General features: G+C 70.7%; 16 protein-coding genes. 11 read left to right on the top strand and 5 right to left on the bottom strand.

Translation table 11 applies throughout. The features are described from left to right. Positions 1 to 22: 22 nt before the first annotated feature. The gene (locus N0B31_RS14560; protein ID WP_260592351.1) at positions 23 to 2,896 is read right to left on the bottom strand and encodes a bacterio-opsin activator domain-containing protein; all 2,874 of its coding nucleotides are present in this window, start codon (positions 2,894 to 2,896) and stop codon (positions 23 to 25) included. Positions 2,897 to 3,199: 303 nt separating this feature from the next. Here N0B31_RS14560 and N0B31_RS14555 point away from each other — a divergent pair, with 303 nt between their 5' ends. From N0B31_RS14555 to N0B31_RS14540, 4 genes are all read left to right on the top strand, one after another. Next, on the top strand, positions 3,200 to 3,730 hold the full coding sequence (locus N0B31_RS14555) for a winged helix-turn-helix transcriptional regulator (RefSeq protein ID WP_260592350.1): 531 nt from the start codon (positions 3,200 to 3,202) through the stop codon (positions 3,728 to 3,730). A gap of 130 nt (positions 3,731 to 3,860) precedes the next feature. Continuing rightward, positions 3,861 to 5,795: a NosD domain-containing protein gene (locus N0B31_RS14550; RefSeq protein ID WP_260592349.1), complete on the top strand. Its 1,935-nt coding sequence runs from the start codon at positions 3,861 to 3,863 to the stop codon at positions 5,793 to 5,795. Between the two features lie 57 nt (positions 5,796 to 5,852). Then, positions 5,853 to 6,743 carry an ABC transporter ATP-binding protein gene (locus N0B31_RS14545; RefSeq protein WP_260592348.1) on the top strand — a complete coding sequence of 297 codons (891 nt, stop codon included), beginning with the start codon at positions 5,853 to 5,855 and terminating at the stop codon, positions 6,741 to 6,743. Continuing rightward, the gene (locus N0B31_RS14540) at positions 6,740 to 7,597 is read left to right on the top strand and encodes an ABC transporter permease (protein WP_260592347.1); all 858 of its coding nucleotides are present in this window, start codon (positions 6,740 to 6,742) and stop codon (positions 7,595 to 7,597) included. The genes N0B31_RS14545 and N0B31_RS14540 overlap by 4 nt, the downstream gene beginning before the upstream one ends. Positions 7,598 to 7,641: 44 nt before the next feature. On the opposite strand, the gene N0B31_RS14535 is transcribed toward N0B31_RS14540, so the two are convergent. Then, complete coding sequence (locus N0B31_RS14535) at positions 7,642 to 8,244, bottom strand: nitrous oxide reductase accessory protein NosL (RefSeq protein ID WP_260592346.1); 603 nt, start codon at positions 8,242 to 8,244, stop codon at positions 7,642 to 7,644. A 254-nt stretch (positions 8,245 to 8,498) separates the two neighbouring features. Between N0B31_RS14535 and N0B31_RS14530 the strand changes: the two genes are divergently transcribed. The 3 genes from N0B31_RS14530 to queC are packed head-to-tail and all read left to right on the top strand — an operon-like array spanning position 8,499 to position 10,458. Next, entirely contained in the window at positions 8,499 to 8,960 is a 462-nt protein-coding gene (locus N0B31_RS14530) for a 6-pyruvoyl trahydropterin synthase family protein (protein ID WP_260592345.1), read from the top strand. Positions 8,961 to 8,964: 4 nt separating this feature from the next. Then, positions 8,965 to 9,750 (top strand): 7-carboxy-7-deazaguanine synthase QueE, encoded by a 786-nt coding sequence (locus tag N0B31_RS14525; RefSeq protein WP_260592344.1) that lies wholly within the window; start codon positions 8,965 to 8,967, stop codon positions 9,748 to 9,750. 3 nt (positions 9,751 to 9,753) lie between these two features. Then, positions 9,754 to 10,458 (top strand): 7-cyano-7-deazaguanine synthase QueC, encoded by a 705-nt coding sequence (queC, locus tag N0B31_RS14520; RefSeq protein WP_260592343.1) that lies wholly within the window; start codon positions 9,754 to 9,756, stop codon positions 10,456 to 10,458. A 72-nt stretch (positions 10,459 to 10,530) separates the two neighbouring features. Here queC and N0B31_RS14515 read toward each other — a convergent pair whose 3' ends face one another. Together N0B31_RS14515 and N0B31_RS14510 are read right to left on the bottom strand one after the other, a co-directional pair. Then, on the bottom strand, positions 10,531 to 10,767 hold the full coding sequence (locus tag N0B31_RS14515; RefSeq protein WP_260592342.1) for a DUF7511 domain-containing protein: 237 nt from the start codon (positions 10,765 to 10,767) through the stop codon (positions 10,531 to 10,533). Positions 10,768 to 10,863: 96 nt separating this feature from the next. Then, a complete protein-coding gene (locus N0B31_RS14510) occupies positions 10,864 to 12,078 on the bottom strand; it encodes a CBS domain-containing protein (protein ID WP_260592341.1) in 1,215 nt (404 codons plus the stop codon). 246 nt (positions 12,079 to 12,324) lie between these two features. Between N0B31_RS14510 and N0B31_RS14505 the strand changes: the two genes are divergently transcribed. The 4 genes from N0B31_RS14505 to N0B31_RS14490 all read left to right on the top strand — a co-directional run bounded on the left by N0B31_RS14505 (position 12,325) and on the right by N0B31_RS14490 (position 14,969). Beyond that, complete coding sequence (locus tag N0B31_RS14505) at positions 12,325 to 13,293, top strand: outer membrane protein assembly factor BamB family protein (RefSeq protein WP_260592340.1); 969 nt, start codon at positions 12,325 to 12,327, stop codon at positions 13,291 to 13,293. After that, positions 13,239 to 13,934 (top strand): PQQ-binding-like beta-propeller repeat protein, encoded by a 696-nt coding sequence (locus tag N0B31_RS14500; RefSeq protein WP_260592339.1) that lies wholly within the window; start codon positions 13,239 to 13,241, stop codon positions 13,932 to 13,934. The genes N0B31_RS14505 and N0B31_RS14500 overlap by 55 nt, the downstream gene beginning before the upstream one ends. 72 nt (positions 13,935 to 14,006) lie before the next feature. After that, positions 14,007 to 14,687 (top strand): TIGR00266 family protein, encoded by a 681-nt coding sequence (locus N0B31_RS14495; protein ID WP_260592338.1) that lies wholly within the window; start codon positions 14,007 to 14,009, stop codon positions 14,685 to 14,687. A 60-nt stretch (positions 14,688 to 14,747) separates the two neighbouring features. Continuing rightward, on the top strand, positions 14,748 to 14,969 hold the full coding sequence (locus N0B31_RS14490) for a YgaP family membrane protein (protein ID WP_260592337.1): 222 nt from the start codon (positions 14,748 to 14,750) through the stop codon (positions 14,967 to 14,969). Positions 14,970 to 15,028: 59 nt separating this feature from the next. Here the strand turns inward: N0B31_RS14490 and N0B31_RS14485 are convergent, their stop codons facing one another. Next, the gene (locus N0B31_RS14485) at positions 15,029 to 15,817 is read right to left on the bottom strand and encodes a carbon-nitrogen hydrolase family protein (RefSeq protein WP_260592336.1); all 789 of its coding nucleotides are present in this window, start codon (positions 15,815 to 15,817) and stop codon (positions 15,029 to 15,031) included. Between the last annotated feature and the right edge of the window lie 125 nt (positions 15,818 to 15,942).

Below are 15,942 nucleotides of genomic sequence, written 5' to 3'. Positions count from 1 at the left end.
TCTCGACGACGGGAGTGGTTCGTTATTCAACCCCGCTCGCGCTCAGCGGGAGGGTGTGCTCCTCGAACAGCGTCGCGAACAGTTTGCGCTGGACCGTCCGGACGTGCTGGTAGAACGCCGCGGGCGAGATGTCGAGCATCTCGGCCACGTCCTCGCCCGTGTTCTCGCGTGGCGACTCGAAGAACCCGCTGTAGTACGCCGTCTGGACGACCTCCAGTTGCCGCTCGGTCAGCCGGTCGAGGAGCGTCGTGGCGGGGTCCTGCTCGGCCGCCCGGTCGAGCTGCCGTTTCGACCGGAGCGTGACCTCGCCGACCGCCGCCCGGACGAGCTGGGTGACGTTGCGCACGTCGACGCTCTCCGGGACGTCGACGACGAGCGTCGTCGTGGTCGGGGTGGCCGTCGCCCCACGGAAGACGGCCCCGTGGTCGGCCAGCTCGAGCGCGGGGAACGGCTGTGCGAGGCCGAGCCGGAGGACGCCCCCCTCGCCGCTGGTGCTCATCCGCCGGACGTCCCCGACGCCTACGAGGTCGGCCGCGGCCCGCTCGACGGCGTCGATGCCGCCGTCCTCGACGCTGACGAAGACGTGGAGTCCCCCCTCGCGCTGCTGGATGCCGCCGTCGTACGAGAGCGTGGCGTCGGCCTCGTGGGCGAGCCGCGACAGGACGAACGTCCGGGCCTCGGTCTCGAACTCGACGCGGGTCATCGAGGTCGAGAGCAGCGCGTGCTTCCGCTCGATGGCGCTGATCGCGGCGGCGACGGTCTCGCCGAGTTCCGCCAGGACGGCCCGTGCCCGGTCGTCGAACGCGTCGCGTGACCCGGCGTACACCGTCAGCACGCCGTGGGTGAGGTCGTTGTAGACGAGCGGGATGGCGATGACCGAGAGGTAGTCGCGGGCGAGGGCCTCCTTGCGCCACGGCTCCTCGCGGAGCCCGTCGGCGACGTTCGACACCATCGTGACCGCACCGGTCGCGGCGCTCCGGCCGGCCGGCTCGCCGCCGGTCTCCTCGAGGGCGAACGACTGCGTGTCGAGGTAGCCCTGGTCGTCGCCCGCCCACGCCCGCGGGTCGACCCGGCCGGCGGTCGGGTCGACGGTCCCGATCCAGGCGAACGCGAACCGGCCCTCGGCCGTGAGGCGCTCGCAGACGGCGTGGTCGACCTCCGCACGGGTCTCGGCGCGGACGACGGCCCGGTCGATCTCGCGGATGGTCTCGTTGACGCGGTTCAGCTCGCTGAGTTCGCGGTTGCGCCGCTGGAGCGTGCGGTCCTGCTCGCGCAGGCGCGACTCGCGCGAGACGCGGTCGAGCGCCGCCTCGGCCGTCGCCGCGAGCAGGTCGGCCAGCTCCCGCGTGACCGCGTCGAACGCGCCGACCCGCTCCGAGCCGGCCACGAAGACGCCGTGGTCGCCAAGCGGGATGTAACACGCACTCCGGAGGTCAGTCGCCGGGTTCGCCAGCCGGTCGGCCTCGTGGACGTCGTCGAAGAACAGCGGTTCGTCCTCGACGAAACTGTGGCTCGTCAGCGTCGCGCCGTCGGCGTGGACGTCCGGGAGCGGGCCGTTCAGCTCCCGCATCCGGGCCGAGGCGGCCGCCGGCCGGAGGTCGTTGGTGTCGGCGTCGAACAGGTAGACCGCGCTCGCGTCCGTGTCGAGGACGCCCGGGGTGTCCTCGACGACGTGCTGGGCGATCTCCCGGTGGGTCTCCGCGTAGAGGAAGTCACGCGCGGTCTCCTGGAGCGTGGCGAGCGCCTCCTCGCGCTGCTTCCGCTTCGTGATGTCCCGGCAGCTGTAGAGCAGCGTCCCATCCTGGATGGAGACCTCGCGGACGTTGACCAGCAGGGTGTGTTCCCGCCCCGCCTTGTCCGTCGCGGTGCACTCGATGTTCTTCAGGACGCCCCGCTCGGCCAGCTCCTCGCGGTCGAACAGGTCCGCCCCGAGCAGGTCGTCGATGGTCCCCAGCTCGCGGATCTCCTCGGCCCGGTAGCCGAAGATGAAGTGGACGTTCGGACAGACGTAGGTGTACGCGCCCGACTCGTCGGTGATGAGGACGGTGTCGGTCATGTTGTTGAGCGTGACCCGGTGGAGCTCCTCGGAGCGCCGGAGGTCGCGCTCCAGCTCCACCCGGTCGGTGATGTCGACCCCCTCGACGACGACCGAGGTGAGCTGTCCGCGATGGTCCTCGACGGGGCGCACCGAGAGGTCGAGGACGCGCCGCCGGCCGTCCGCGGTGGCCCGCGAGACGACCGCGTCGTCCACGCCGCCGTCGAGTGCGGTCTCGACGACCCGGTGGACGTCGGCTGCGATATCGTCCGAAGGGGCCCACCACGGCGACTCCCAGAACGGCTCCCCGAGGTGGGCGTCGACCGGCCCCGCCAGCATCCCGCTTGCGGTCTCGTTGGCCCTGCGGAGCGCCCCCTCGTCGTCGAGGACCCACGTCGCGGCCCGCGCGTCCTCGAACACCGCGTCGAACTGCCGGGCCCGCTCGCGCTCCGTCGCCCGCTCCTCGGCGGCCCGGAGCGCACGCTCGGTCCGCTCGAGCAGTCTCGCGACCGTCTCCGCGGGCGACGCCTCCGCGGCGACGTAGTCGTCGACCCCGGCCTCGAACGCGTCGCTCGCGACCCGCTCGCTCCCCTCGGCGGTACACAGGAGCACCGGCAGGGCCGGCCACTCCGCGCCGAGCGACCTCGCGAGTTCGAGGCCGGTCGACCCCTCGAGCGCGTACTCGCTGACGACGCACGCCGGGCGCTCGCGACGGACCGCGTCGAGCGCTGCCGCCGCCGTCTCGACCGTCCGGGCCTCGGTCCCGCGTGGTTCGAGCGTCTCGGCGAACCGCGACACCCACTCGGTCGTGCCGACGAGCAGCACCGCGGCCCCGTCGAGCGGGGAGCGCGCCCCGGACATCACGGGGCTCCCGTCGGTCCCGCTCGCCCACGCTGTCGACGCCGGTGCTGGGCGATCGGCCGTCGTCGTCCGGCCGCGTTCACGCCGGGTGCCCCGTCCATGAGTGGTTCAGTATCGAACCCCTCGCCGGCAAAAATTGTTCGGTCGGGGCCACGAACCGACGGCCGGTCGGTCGGGCCGCCGGGTCGGTCGCTCTGGTTCGGTCGACGAAACCGGCCGGGCGACCGTGAGGTATTAACGACGGAGCACCAAGCTCCGTCAGAGCCAGAACGCCGGCCCCTCCGTTCCACCGCCCACCACACCATGAGCGAGACACGCAGCCGGATCGCACACCGAGTCCGTCGGGACCCCGGCATCCACTTCAACGAACTCACGCGAGAGCTCGACCTGGCGCCGGGACAGGTCCAGTACCACCTCCGGAAGCTCGAGCACGCCGACGACGTCGTCGAGGAGTCGCTGTACGGCCGGACGCACTACTACACGCCGGAGTACGGGACCTGGGAACGCGGCGCGCTGGCCGTGCTCCGTCGGGAGACCGCGCGGGACGTCCTCGTGTACCTCATGACCAACGGCCCGAGTGCACCCAACACGGTCACCGACGGCGTGGGCATCGCTCGCAGCACCCTCGAGTGGCACCTCGACCACCTCGTCGAACAGGACCTCGTCGAGAAGGAGCGCGATACCCGCAATCGCGTGACGCTCGTCGTCACCGAGCCGGAGGAGACGGCGCGGATGCTCCGGCTGGTCGAACCGTCGGTCGCCGACCGGCTGGTCGACCGGTTCACGCGACTCGTCGACGGCCTGCTCGGTGAGCCGGCGAGCGGAGCGCACTGACCGCCGAGGAACGGGCGTCGCTCGGCCGTCTCCGGTACGCACGTCGCTCGGCCGTCTCCGGTACGCACGTCGCTCGGCCGTTCGTGAGGTGTACCAGACCGGCTTTGTCCGGCGTCCCCTTAGCCGCCCTGTGGACGAGCGAGTTCGAGGTCTGGTGCTCGTGGGGGTCGCGCTGACGGCGGTGCTCGCCGTCGGTGCGGTCTTCGGGATGGAGACGGGGGCCGGGTCTCCCGACCCCGTCGCGTTCGAGGACACGGTCACCGTCGGCCTGACGCTCGACGAGACGTACGGGCTCGACGACCGGCCGGCGGTCGAGCTGCCGAAGGTGCAGGTCTTCTACTCCCAGTACGAGTACGTCGTCGGCTACTACGGCGTCGACGCGTACGTCGAGGCGGCGAGCCAGGCCGGCCACGAGCAGCGGTTCGGCTACCCGCTCGCCATCTACGTCACGGACTACGGGGACACGGGCGTCGAACTGAACGACGAGGGGAACCCGACGGTCGACCGCCAGCCGGCGTGGGTCCGCGCGCCGGACGCGTGGTACGTCGTCGGCAGCGAGGCACGGACGCCGACGGCACCGGCGGTGCCGTCGTTCGCCGACCGCGCGGACGCCGCGGCCTTCGCCGCCGAGTACGGCGGCTCGGTCCGCTCCTGGGAGGCGATTCTCGACACGTCGTTCGACCGCGACGACGCCACGACCGTCCGCGACCGCGTCGACCGACAGCAGGCGTGGGCCGACCGCGTCGTCGCGAACGCGAGCAGCCACGCCGACCGCTCGGTCTCCGTCGTCGTCGGCGAGGACGTCGACACGATACAGGCCGGCGTCGACACGGCACCGGCGAACACCACCGTCCTCGTCCCAGACGGGACCTACGACGAGACCTTGGTGATCGATCGGTCCGTCACGCTGGCCGGCGAGGGTGACGTGGTGCTCAATGGCGACGGGAACGGGTCGGTCGTGACCGTCACCGCCCCCGACGTGGGGATTCGAAACGTGTCGATCCGCGGCGTCGGCACGCTCGACCGGGGCGCACAGGAGCTGCCGGGTAAGGCGACCAACACGGAGTACGACTGGCTCACGGTGAGCTACGCGGGCGCCGACGCCGGCATCACGGCGCACCTGGCCGACCGGGTCTCCATCGTCGACGTCGACATCGAGACGCCGGCCAACGGCATCATCCTGCGCGAGAGTCCAGGCGCGGTCGTCAGGAACGCCGACGTCACGGTCGAGGCCCGTGGGACCGCCGGGTACGCCGGGGTGATGCTGTTCCGCTCGCCGGGCGTCGTCGAGTCGTCGACGCTCACCGCCGGCCGGGACTCGGTCTACCTCTACCGCGCCGCGGGCGCGGTGGTCAGGGAGAACGCCATCAGCGACGACGTCCTCGGCGTCCACCTGATGCACACCGACGGCGCGTTGCTCGCGGACAACCGCATCGAGGACGTCGAGGACACCGGCATCTACGTGATGACCGGCCCGGAACGGAACGCCTTCGTCGGCAACCACATCTCCGGGGCGGACACGGGCGCCTACGTCGGCGGCACGGAGTCCTACGTCGCACGGAACGTCTTCGAGGACAACGACGTCGGCCTGCGCATGGAAGCCGGCGCCTCCATCTACGAGGCGAACGTCTTCGCCGGCAACGAACTCGGCGCGAAAGACGCGGCGATCCTCCCGACGAACCGCGTCTTCGGGAACGACTTCGTCGCCAACGACCGCCACGCGGCCGCCGGCCCGGGTCCCCTCCGGATCTGGACGCACGACGGCCGAGGCAACTACTGGCAGGGTGGCACCAGCCTCGTCGACGGCGCCCATCCGAGTCGCGCCTACTCGCCGACGGACCCCGTCGACGGCCGCCTCCACCGGGTCGACGGGGCCGCGACGCTCGCCCGTGCACCCGCTCTTGAGGCGCTCGCGGGGCTCCAGCAGTCCGTCTCGGGGATGCAGCGCGCGAGCATCAGGGACCTCGCTCCGACCTGCGAGCCGAACAACCCCGACCTGCTCAACCGCGCCGGCTGGGCCGACGAGGCCTATGCCTGCGACGGGCGGCCGGTGACCGACGAATGACGACCGACGACCCACGCGGACGACCGGAGTGACACGACAGCACGTGAGCAGACAGCCATGACAGACGACGACCCTACGCGGAGGAATCGAAGCACCGACGACACCGACATCGCCCTTCGGCGGCCGGACGGCGGGGTGGTGACCGGCCAGCGCGGTGCCGACCCCCCGGGCGGGCGGCCGGCCGACGCGGCCACCACGAACGAACTCGGAGCCGGCGACCCCGACGTCCGGCTCGAAGCCAGGTCGCTCGCGTTCGCCTACGGCGACCTGCAGATCTTGGAGGACGTCTCGGTCACCGCCACCGCCGGGGACGTGACCGCCCTCATCGGGCCGAACGGGACGGGAAAGACGACGTTGCTCCGGGCGCTCGCCGGGATACACGAGCCGACCGCGGGCACGGTCGAGTACCGCGGCCCGGACGTCCCGCGACCCATCGGGTACCTCCCCCAGCGCCCCTCGTTCAGGCCCGGCTTCACGGTCCTCGAGACGCTCGCGTTCTACGCCTCGCTGGTGGGCGAGGACCGTGCAGACGCCATGGAACACCTCGACCGGGTCGGACTGGGGGATGCGGCCGACCGCCGCGTCGACGCCCTCTCCGGCGGGATGACGCGACTGGTCGGCATCGCGCAGGCCACCATCGGCTCCCCGCCGGTCGTCGTCCTCGACGAGCCCGCCTCGGGCCTCGACCCGGGGATGAGCCCTCGCGTCTTCGAGGTCGCCAGGGCGGTCGCCGACACCGGCACGGCCGTGGTGCTGACCTCCCACGACCTGGCCCTCGTCGAGCGGACGGCCGACGAGGTGCTGCTGCTCGACGACGGCGTCGTCGCCGAACGGGGACGGCCGGCGTCCATCACAGCGCGGCTCGACGTCGACACGCTGCAGGCGGCCTACGAGGCGTCGGTCGTCGGTGCCCTCGACCGCGTCCGGGTCCAAGGTGAGTCCGCGTGACCGACCCGGACCACACGCGCGATCCGGTCGACCGGCCGGTCGCCCCCGGTCCGCTCGGACGGGTCGACCGACTCGTCAGGCGCGAACTCCGGACAATCGCTCGGACGAGGGCGTACACGGTACTCGCGGCCGTGCTGGCGGCGGTGTCGCTGACGATCTCGGTGCTCGGCAGCGCGAGCGGCGGCTACGTCCCGACGGTCGTCAGCCTGCTCACGCCGCTGGAGCTACTCGTCCCCGTCGTCGCCGTCGCCTTCGGCTACCGGGCGATCGTCGCCGACGCGGAGCGGGGTGAACTCGACGTGCTCGCGAGCTACCCGGTCTCCCCACGCGAACAGGTGCTCGGGGTCTACGTCGGGCGCGCCCTCGGCCTCCTGGGCGCCGTCGGCGTCCCGCTCGTGCTCGTGGGCGCCTCGGTCGCCCTCCTGCGCGAGGCACCGCTCGGCCTCTACGCGACCCACGCCGGGACCGACTCCCCGGTCCTGTTCGCCCGGTTCGCCGTGCTCGCGCTCGCGTTCGCCGTGACCGTCCTCGCGGTCGCCCTCGCCGTCTCGGCCCTGGCGAGTGCCACCCGGAGCGCCGTCGCCCTGGCCATCGTGCCCCTCGTCACCCTCCTCGTCGGGCTCGACCTCGCGGTCAGGTTCGGGGTCACCACCTGGGTCCTCCCCGACACGTCACTCGTCTACGCCGTCGCGTTCAGCCCGCTCAGCGCGTTTCGAGGGCTCGTCTTCGAGACGGTCGTCACCACCGCCGGAGGCGCCGGACCGCGAACCGCCTCCCCGCTGGCGAGTCTGCTCGCGCTCGCCGGCTGGACGCTCGCCTCGCTCGGTGTCACCGTGTGGGCGACCCGCCGCTGAGCGGGTGCGTCTTCGGGCGCCGAGAACGTGTCCTCCGGTCCCGTCTACCCCATCAGCGACTGGACCAGCTCGCGATTGACCTCCTCGTGTTCGTAGCGGTCGCCGCCCCACTCGTCCTGGAACGACGCCGCGTCGTCGGCGTCGGAGAAGCCGATCATCGACTTCCCCATCGCGCCCCGGACCTCGCTGCCGACGACGAGCGTGAGGTCCTCGACCGGGGCGAACGACTCGGCGCTGCGGAACTTCTCGATGGTCGGTTCGTCGCCCGCCGTCTCCACCTCGTAGTCGACCACCGAGTAGTCGGTCAGGTAGCTGGCCGTCGGCTCCTGTTCGGACTCGTGCTCGAAGGTGAACGCGTAGGTACAGCGCGAACTGCAGAACTGGGCCGGCCGGTCCTCTCCGTCGAGGAGGGCCCCGGCGTCCTCGTAGAACGACTGGCCGGTCGGGCCGGGGTAGTCCCCGATGAGCATCGAGCAGTTGTCACACTCGCGGTCGGCGTCGACCGCGACCGGGTCCGTGGCCGACTCCCCCGACCCGTCCTCGCCGCCCAGACACCCTGCGAGGGCTGTCAGCCCGACCGCTGCGGTACCTGCGAGGACTGTCCGTCGGTCGACCGACCGCCGTTCGAACTCATCGACTGGGTCCATGGTTTACGTTCGACCACTACTCGAATGACTACTCTGGTGCAGTTGACGAACGCTCCACAGCGACCCGATAGACGCGGTCTAGCGGCCGACGACGGTTGTTCGTCCGGCACCGGTGGCGGTGCTCGCCGTCGTCGGCGCGAGCAGCGCCACCTCGGCACTCAAGACGCACTAGACGGCCGAACCACTTCCACCGCCGCGGACGCCCCGCTGCGTGGAACCGAGGGGCCTATGTGTTCTCACAGTATTCTCTGAGTATGAGTAAGAGAATATTGGGCGAGCACGACGCCTCCGAGACGCTCGCGGCGGCCGGCGAGCGCACCCTCCACGTCGGCCGGGACCGACCCATCCGAATCAGCTCCGGGCATCGTATCCTCCACCACGATGGGAAGTGCTCGCGTCCGCACGGACACAACTACGAGGTCTCCGTGACCGTGACCGGCCACCTGACCGAGGAGGGGTGGGTCGTCGACAAGGGCGACGTGACCGGTGTCATCGACGAGTGGGACCACCGCTTCCTCGTCGAGGCGGGTGACCCGCTCGTGGAGGCGTTCGAGCAGTCCGGCGACGCCGACGCCCTCGTCGTCCTCGAGCACCCGCCGACGGCGGAGGTGATGGCCGTCGTCCTCGAAGAGCGGATGCTCGACACATTCGGCGAGAACGTGACCGACGTCTCGGTCGAGGTGGCCGAGACGGGCGAACTCTGCGCCGGGTACTGAGCCGATGCCCGTCAACGCCGAGGTCGAGCCGAGCGACACCGACACCGACGCCCCAGTGGACGCCCTCCCCGTCAACGAGGTGTTCCACTCCCTGCAGGGCGAGGGGAAGCTCGCGGGCGTCCCGAGTACGTTCGTCCGTACCTCGGGCTGTAATCTCCGGTGCTGGTTCTGCGACTCGTATCACACCTCGTGGGAGCCCACGCACGGCTGGGAGTCGGTCGACTCGCTGGTCGAACGGGTGGACGAGCACGGTGGCGAGCACGTGGTCGTCACGGGCGGCGAACCGATGCTGCACGACCCGGTCGTGGAACTCCTCGCGGCACTCTCCGGGCGTGGCTACCACACCACCGTCGAGACGAACGGGACCATCTACCGGGACACGCACGTCGACCTCGCCTCCATCTCGCCGAAACTCGCCTCCTCGACGCCGACCGAGGCACGCCCGCCGGCCGGTGGGGACGCGGCTGTGGGTAGCTGGGCCGAGAGACACGAGGCCGACCGGCTCCAGTACGATACGCTCGCGGCGCTCGTGGAGTCCTACGCGTTCCAGCTGAAGTTCGTCGTCACCGGGCGCGAGGACCTCGCCGAGGTCGAGGCGCTCCTCGCGGAGCTCCGGGGCGTCACGAGCGCCACGATCCGTGACTCGGACGTCCTCCTGATGCCCGAGGGGGCGACCCGCGAGGCGCTCGCCGAGACGTGTGACCTGACGGCGGAACTGGCACTCGAACACGGCTACCGGTACACCCCCCGGTTGCACGTCGACCTCTGGAACGACGCCCCGGGGACCTGACCCATGAGCGAGAAGGCAGTAATTCTAGTCAGTGGCGGGATGGACAGCGCGACGGCCGTCTACGAGGCGATGGACCGCGGGTACGAACCCCTCTTCCTGCACACCTCGTACGGCCAGCGAACCGAGGCCAAGGAACGCGAGTGTGCCGAGGCGCTCGCCGAGGAGGTCGACGCGTCGGAGTTCCTCCACGTCGAGACGGGCCACCTCGCACAGATCGGCGCGTCGTCGCTCACCGACGAGGACATCGAGGTCGCGGACGCCGACGTGGAGAGCGACGAGATACCCACGTCGTACGTCCCGTTCCGGAACGCGAACCTCCTGTCGATGGCCACGTCCTACGCTGAAGCGCAGGAGGCTTCGGCCATCTTCATCGGGGCGCACTCCGAGGACTTCGCGGGCTACCCCGACTGCCGACCGGCGTTCTTCGACGCCTTCCAGCAAGTCGTGGACGTGGGGACGAAACCGGAGACGGACATCACGCTCGAGGCCCCGTTCGTCGAGTGGTCGAAGACCGACATCGCCGAGCGGGGGCTGGACCTCGGGGTCCCGTACGAACTCACGTGGTCGTGTTACCGGGCGGAGGCCCCCGCGTGCGGGACGTGTGACTCCTGTGCGTTCCGACTGCAGGCGTTCCAGAATGCGGACGTCGAGGACCCCATCGACTACGCCGAGCGGCCGGACTACCGGTCGAGTGGCGCCGACGGGTAGGGAGACGGACGGCGAACGGGACACGGACGGCCAACGACGCGACCGGCGTCTCGCTCCGCGCTCACGCCCCCGTCAGCGCATCTCCGCGAGCGAGACGAACGAGTCCCCGCTGGCGGCGACCCACTCCGTCTCCAGCCGCCGCTCGCTGGTCGGCGGCGGCGAGATAGAACACGTCTCCTCGCCGTCGGGCCGTCTCGTGACGACGGCCACGAACGGCTCCTCGTCTGCCGGCCGTGGCGGCTCCCGGTCGTTGGGTACTGGCGGGGTGGCTCCCATCGCGCTCACCTGCTCCTCGTACTCGTTAGACACACGTTCACATAGCTCCCGATCCTCCGTCCAAGCCGCTGGGAACCCGCCCCCGGTCACGCGTTCGTCGGGGACGAGCTCACCGTACGGGTCCCCGGCTCACTCCTCGAGCATCCAGCCGAACCGCTTCTCCCAGAACTCCTCGCTCGGGGGCTTCTTGCTCTCGCCGTACGTCTTCCGGTCGCGGATCTGCCGTTCCAGCACGTCTCGTGCCTCGTCGAGCGCGTGCTTGGCGCCGTAGCCCTCGCCGGAGGCGATGTAGAGCCCACGGTCGGTGTGCAGGCGGACGCGAGCCATGAGCAGCGGCGTCCCGCGGAGCTTCTCGTCGTGCCGGTGGAGGTGGATCTTCGCGTCGAGGACGTTCATCCCGCCGTCGCGGTCGTCGAACTTCTCGACCATCGCCACGACGTCGTCGTACCCGACGTCGTCGAGCAGGTCGGTCCCGTAGACCTGGACGGCGCGGTTGCCGCCCGCTTCCCACGTGAGCGCGTCGAGCACGTCGCTCTTGGTGAGCACCCCGTACGGCTGGCCGTCGTCCGTGACGACGAGCGAGGAGGCGTCGATGTCGAACATCGCGTCGACCGCCGTATCGAGCGTCGCCGCCGGCTCGATGGTGTGGACCGGCGAGGTCATCAGATCACGGACCGGGAGGTCGAGGACGCGCTTGAGTTCGCCCTCGCGGGCGCCGAACCCGCCGTGGGTCCGTCCGGCGCTCGAGGAGACCGCCCCACCGAACGAGTCCTGGCCGCCGGGCTCGCCGCCCTTGCTCTGACTCGCCGCCCGGACCGTCAGGCCGACGACGTCGTAGAGGCTGAGGACACCCACGGCGGCGTCGGCCTCGACCACCGGGAGGTGGGTGAGGCGCCCCTCGCGGAACGTGTGGAGCGCCTCGCCGAACGTGGAGTCCGGGTCGAGCGTGACGAGGTCGGTCGTGGCGGCCTCCCGGACGGTCGCCGCGTCGAGGAACGGGCGGACCGCCTCGAGGATGCCGTCGGCGGTGACGACGCCCACCAGCTCGTCCCCCTCGAAGACGGGGAGGAGCTGGCTGTCGCTGTCGAGCATCAGCTGGGCGACCTTGCGGACGTCCTCGTCGGGCCCGAGTCGGGGGACGTGCCAGACGAGCGACCCGACCTTCTCGTCGGGCTGGTGGTGCGAGGTGACGAGCTGTCTCCTGGTGACGATACCCCGGAACGCGTCGTCGTGGACGACGACCGCCCGCACGCTCGGGTCGTCGAAGGTCCCGACGAGCTTCGAGACGGGCGTCTCCGGGTCGAACGTTACGTACTCCTCTGAGACGATGTCGGCGATGTCCATGAGTCTATGTGTGTCGCATCGTTCCGCGGTGTCGGTCGGTCCGTCCGGGACGGCGCTACAGGTGGAACTGGAACACCGAACGACAAGGCTCGAACGGTCGTTCCCGCGTTCTGGTACGGACCGAACGTCATAGGCCCCGCGGGGTTCGTGGCGCCACGGTCACTCCCGTGACGTGAGTAGCTGACAACCACGCCATCACGAACTCGCGAGAATAGTTTACCTGTCGCTCGGTCAACGTGTCGTGTCATGTCGTGGCACACCGGGGGCGCGGTCGAACTGCGACGCAGACGACTGCTGGGCGCGCTCGCTCTCGGGGGAGTCGCGTGGGGTGCGGGGGTCGGGAGCTCGCGTGTCCGCGGTGCCGTACAGGGCGGCGGCAAGCCGCAGTACCAGGGCGACGCCGCGAACACGGGGTACAGTCCCGACGAGTGTCCACCGACGGCGAACCTGCAGCAGGCGTGGGAGATCGCGCCTGAAGAACTACAGGGGACGCAGACCACGTTGGCAGCCGCGGACGGGAACCTCTATGCCTGTGGGTACCATCGCTCGTCGCTCATCTGTGTCGCCCCGACCACAGGGACGATACGCTGGCGCTTGCAGACCGGATACGCCGACAGCGATTTCAACGCGGTGTCGTATCCCGCCGTCGGCGGTGGGACCGTCTACTGCGGCGTCAGTGAGCCGTGGCCGGACAGCCGGCCGAGCGTCCACGGCCTCGTGTACACGCTGAACGCGAGCGACGGGAGCGAGCGATGGCGAGCGGGCACGGGCCGGGGCCCGGCGTACCCGACGCTCGACGGCGACTCGCTCTACGTGGGCAGTCAGGGGGCGCTCTACGTGCTCGCCACGGCCGACGGTTCCGGCCGATGGAACCACGTTCCCAGCGACTCGGACGCATTCATCGGGCCCCCGGCGGTCGACGGCGGCACGGTCTACTACACGACCGACCGCGGCCGGCTCTACGCGCTCGATACCGGGGGAGGCAGCCAACGGTGGGCCTCGGGCGTCGGGGCGATATCGGCACCGAGCGTCGTCGACGGGACGGTCTACGTCGGGCGGTCCGGTGGTGTCCGTGCGCTGGATGCCGCCGACGGGAGTGGCGTCTGGAGCGCGTCGACCGCGGGGCCGGTGGGCACGCGCCCGCCGTCGCCGATGGAACGGTGTTCACGTTCACCGTCGGACCGGGGGACAGGGAGACCCGCGACGGCGTGTTGAACGCGTTCGACTCCGCCAACGGCTCGCGGCTGTGGGAGTTCCGGACCGCCAACGTCTACAGCGGTCCGCTCCCGCCGCTCGTCGTCGGCGACGCCGTGCTCGTCGTCGGTGACCCCGACGAGACGACGTACGATAACGCCGTCTACGTCGTCGACGCGGCCTCCGGGTCGCTCCGGACCCAGTTCGGTATCCACGTCGACGTCGGCACTGCTGCGCCCGTCGTCCTCGACGACAACAGCGTCGGACAGGGCTACCTCTCCGCCTACACCGGCACCACCCAGTGTAGCACCAGCGGTGGTGGCGGCGGCACCGTCCACACCCTGATGATCGCGGCCAACGGGCCGACGGACTACGTCCTCACGGTCGACGGGACGCTCGACCCGGACACGGTGGGTGGTGACTTCCGGGCCGAAGGGTCGGACGACACGCCGGAGCGGAACGCTGACGGGACACTCACCGCGAGCGGCGGGACGGGTCCCGCCGAGAACCCCGGAGGGGCGAACTTCCACGGCGACCGGTTCCTCCTCACCGGCTCCGTCGACCGTCTCGACCTCTCGAAGGCCGACTCCAGCTACGAGGTGAACGTCTACCTCGACGAGCGGCTGGTGTCGCCCGCCGACGTGCTGCAGCTGTCGGGGTGAAACGAAGCCGTACTGCCCCGGTAGCGGGCCCTTCGCCGGTACGCCTATGTGTTTGCTCGGGCGACACGTCCTGTGGAACACGAGATATCCCACAGGCCGTCCTACGCACAGCTCTCCCTGTCGCTCGCCCCGGGCGACTCCGTCCGGGCCGAGGCGGGTGCGATGGTGAGTTACGCCGGCGACATCGACGTCGAGACACAGGCCGAGGGCGGGCTGTTGAAGTCGCTCTCGCGCTCCGTGCTGGGTGGCGAGTCGTTCTTCGTCAACACGTTCACCGCGAACTCGGCGGGGACGCTCCAGCTGGCCCCGGCGCTGTCGGGCGACATGGAGCACCACCGCCTCGAGGACGAGACGCTGTACGTCCAGTCCACGTCGTTCGTGGCCGCCGAACCGGGCGTCGAGGTGGACACGGAGTTCGGCGGCGGGCGCACCTTCTTCGGCGGCGAGGGGCTGTTCCTGCTGGCGCTCTCGGGGACCGGTGACGCCTTCGTCTCGAGCTACGGCGCCATCGACGAGCACACGGTCGAACCGGGCGAGCCGTTCGTCGTGGACACGGGCCACATCGTCGCGTTCGAGGAGAGCGTCTCGTTCGACGTCGAGCGCGTCGGCGGCATCAAGTCCACGCTGTTCAGCGGCGAGGGGCTGGTCTGTACCTTCACCGGCGAGGGGACGGTCTGGACCCAGACCCGGAGTCCCGACGCGTTCCTCTCGTGGCTCATCCCGCAGCTCCCCTCGACGAACGGCGGGAACTGAGGCGGCGCTCCCCGCCGGTGGGGCAACTGTCTTGTGTCTCTGGCACAACACAGTACGTGTATGGAACGAAACGTCGGTTCGCTCGACCAGAACGTCCGCATCGTCGTCGGCGCCCTCGCCGGCCTCCTCTCGCTCGCCACTCTCGGCGGGCAGGTCGGCCTCCCGGCCATCGCGTCACCCGTCCTCGGCATCGTGGCCGTCGTCGCGCTCGTGACCGGACTGAGCGGGACCTGCGGGCTCTACTCCGTCCTCGGGGTCAGCACCTGCCCGGCCGAGCGGTAGCGTCCGCGGACCGGACGCGGACACGGGCACCCGACCGACCGTCGACGACACTCCCTTACTCACTCACCGTGTGAGCCACCGCTCAGTTCCGCCCGCGTCTCCCGGACCGGGTTCAGGTCGCGTGCGGTCCCGAGTGCTTCCCCGTCGACCGTCGCGACCTCGACGCCCGGTGACTCGCCGGCCTCGGCCAGCATCTCCCCTCGTGGCCCGGCCACGAGACTCCCGCCGCCGTGGTCGCGGCCACGCTGGTCGCCTACGTGGTTCGAGCCGACGACGTAGCACGGCCCGTCGAGCGCCCGTGCCCGAGCGAGCAGTCGCCAGTCCGCCCGGAACGAGGTGCGCCACGCGGCTCCCACCGCCAGCACGTCGCACTCGCGGTGGCTGTACTCGAGCGCGGCCTCGGGGAAGTTGAGGTCGTAACAGAGGAGGAACCCGAGGCGGCCAGCGCTCGTCTCCGCGACGACCGGTCCGTCGCCGGTCTCGAACACGTCCGACTCCGCACCCCATGGGTAGCACTTCCGGTAGGTCGCCTGCACGCCGTCTCCGTCGACGAGCACGAACGCGTTGTAGAGCGCCTCGCCGTCGCGCTCAGGGAGGCCGACGACGAGCTCCGTGTCGGTCCGCGCCGCCGTGTCGACGAGCGGGTCTGTCAGGTCGCCGGGGACCCCAGTCGCCCGGTCTCGGGCGGTCTCGAGGTCGTAGCCCGTCACGCACAGCTCGGGGAACACCGCGAGGTCGGCGTCCGCCCGCTCGGTCAGGGCGTCGATTCGCTCGTAGTTGGCGTCGACGTCGTCCACGACCGGCTCGAACTGGCAGGTCGCGACGCGCGTCGCCGGCGTGTCGGTCACGGTTCCCCCCCTGTGGCGTCTCGGTCGGCCATCTCGACCCGGACGTGGCGGGCGCCGGCCAAGGCCGTTCGGCGACACATGTCCAGCGTTTACAAGTCGGGCGCGGGCTAATGAACCCCGGCACA

Origin of the sequence: Salinirubellus salinus (genome assembly GCF_025231485.1) — an archaeon.
GTDB classification, from domain to species: domain Archaea; phylum Halobacteriota; class Halobacteria; order Halobacteriales; family Haloarculaceae; genus Salinirubellus; species Salinirubellus salinus.
This window is presented reverse-complemented; position numbering and strand designations above follow the sequence as displayed.